Raw genomic sequence first — 1,069 nt, 5'->3', positions numbered from 1 at the left:
TATCCAACTAACAAGTTGCTTAAACGGAAAAATAACAGTTGGCCATCGCTTCGCGATTATAGCCAACCATTATTTTCCGCTTAGCAAAGCGTTATGTGTCAGTGTTTAGGGAAGTATGATGAAATATATATGGATTTGCGTTGCCTTATTTATTCAAGGATGTAATGACTCTCGAAATGATAGAGTTGAAGATAAAACGGTTAATATTTTTACAATAGATCAAGATGGGGAACCTTTTTACGTAGATGGTATTTCTTGGTCTAATGACAATACGCCTTCAAAGGTAAATGACTTGGCTTGCGAAGATGAAGAAAATGGCTGCTCTAGCTTAATTTTTGATCCTGTTATTACAGGATCTATACACTTTAAAGCTGAAAAAGTAGCTAAAAAAGGCGAGTATTGTGTCGAGTATTTTTCTGGTGAAGAATTTATAGAACTTGATGAAAATTCTATAAATATTTACATCACTCTTTACTATGATGCTGTGGCATGTGAGTAAACACATAACAAGTTGCTTAAACGGGATAAAAACAGTTGGTTATCGCTTCGCGATTATAACCAACCATTTTTATTTATGCCATCCTTAATAAATTTTTTCCTTACTCCTTATGGGAAACTAATGTTCCCAATATATATATTGGGGGGATATCTTTTAGTAAATGGTTATTTATTGCATAACTATGGGCAAACTATAGGTAAAAGTCTGTTAGATATTGCTATCGTCTCGAACGACGGTGAGAACCTTGGTTTAGTTAAAATAATTTTTAAACGTTGGCTTCCTATAATTTTACTTTCGCTTATTCCAATTGTAGGGAGTTTGCTAGTACTAGCATGTTTTTTGTTGATTTTTCGAATGGACAAAAAATGTGTTCATGATCATATTGCTGGAACAAAAGTGATTAGTGTGGCAAAACCTACAGAAGAAAACACTTTCAAACCTAAAGGAGTCGACTCATTTAAAATTGGATAAAGTGCTAACAACACGCCCTGAGGTGGACCGCCAGTAATAATTAGCTATTTATTGCAAATTTTAACAGCGGTGAGCCTCTGCGTTTCAATGCTTCTAAAT

2 protein-coding genes are annotated in these 1,069 nt (G+C 34.3%); both read left to right on the top strand.

Translation table 11 applies throughout. The features are described from left to right. Window positions 1-115: 115 nt before the first annotated feature. On the top strand, window positions 116-499 hold the full coding sequence (locus G322_RS0119525) for a hypothetical protein (protein ID WP_156874013.1): 384 nt from the start codon (window positions 116-118) through the stop codon (window positions 497-499). Window positions 500-619: 120 nt separating this feature from the next. Beyond that, window positions 620-970, top strand: coding sequence for an RDD family protein (locus G322_RS21585; RefSeq protein WP_051143814.1), 351 nt, complete (start codon window positions 620-622; stop codon window positions 968-970). Window positions 971-1,069 lie beyond the last annotated feature (99 nt).

This window comes from Psychromonas hadalis ATCC BAA-638 (assembly GCF_000420245.1).
GTDB lineage: Bacteria > Pseudomonadota > Gammaproteobacteria > Enterobacterales > Psychromonadaceae > Psychromonas > Psychromonas hadalis.
This window is presented reverse-complemented; position numbering and strand designations above follow the sequence as displayed.